Here is a 938-nt window from a genome sequence, read left to right on the forward strand (position 1 = left end):
TGATCACGCTCATCGAAATTCCTCAGGTGTGCCCGCTGAAAGTCCTCACCTGTGAGCAGGGCTCAGTGTAGTTGGTGGGGTCCCGGTGGAGGCTCTGCGGAGGGTTTCGGCGGCGGCTTGGTGGTCGCGTAGGCGGTAGGACTCACCGTCGAGGTTGATGACCACGGAGCGGTGTAGGAGGCGGTCGAGCATTGCGGCGGCCACGGTGGTGTCGCCGAGGATTTCTCCCCAGGCCCCCACGCCACGATTGGTGGTGATCACAATGCTGGTTTTCAAATATCGTTGGGAGACAACCTGAAACAGCGCTGAGGCTGCCTCGGCGGGCAGCGGTAGATAGCCAAGTTCATCGATGACCAGCAGGGTTGGTCCTGCGAAGAACCGCATGGTGGTGGCCCAGCGGCCTTCGATGGCTGCACGATGGCAACGGGCGGCCAGATCCGCGGCGGTGGTGAAGTAGGTCCGATACCCCGAGTATGCCGCGGCCCTGGCCAATCCAACCGACAAGTGCGTCTTGCCCGTGCCCGGCGGGCCGATCAGCAAAATGTTGGTGGCTGATTCGAGGTAGCGACAGGTCCCCAGTTCGTCGATCAGCTTGCGGTCGATGCCGACAGCGGCATCGACATCGAAGTCAGCCAGCGTGGCCGGGGTGGGCAGGCAGGCAAAGCGCAGCCGGCCAGCCAACCGGCGGGCGGTGCTCGCATCGACTTCGACGGCCAACAGCCGCTCCAGGGCCACGGTCAGCGACAACCCTTCGGCGCTGGCTTGATCCAACACCGCGGGGAGGGCTTCGGCGGCGGCGTGCAGTTTGAGTTCGGCCAGATGTGAACGCAGCTGCTGATAGCGGCTGGCGGCGTGCGACGGGGAGTCCGCGGCCGGGATATTGGCGGTCTTTGGCGTGCGTGGGGTAGCGGTCATTTCAGGGTCCTTTTCTGGGCGGC

At 64.6% G+C, this 938-nt stretch carries 1 protein-coding gene; it reads right to left on the reverse strand.

The window, feature by feature from the left end:
• Nucleotides 1-45: 45 nt before the first annotated feature.
• Nucleotides 46-915 carry an IS21-like element helper ATPase IstB gene (istB, locus tag BST27_RS30605; RefSeq protein ID WP_069422659.1) on the reverse strand — a complete coding sequence of 290 codons (870 nt, stop codon included), beginning with the start codon at nucleotides 913-915 and terminating at the stop codon, nucleotides 46-48.
• Nucleotides 916-938: the final 23 nt, after the last annotated feature.

Origin of the sequence: Mycobacterium intermedium (assembly GCF_002086275.1) — a bacterium.
GTDB classification, from domain to species: Bacteria; Actinomycetota; Actinomycetes; order Mycobacteriales; family Mycobacteriaceae; genus Mycobacterium; species Mycobacterium intermedium.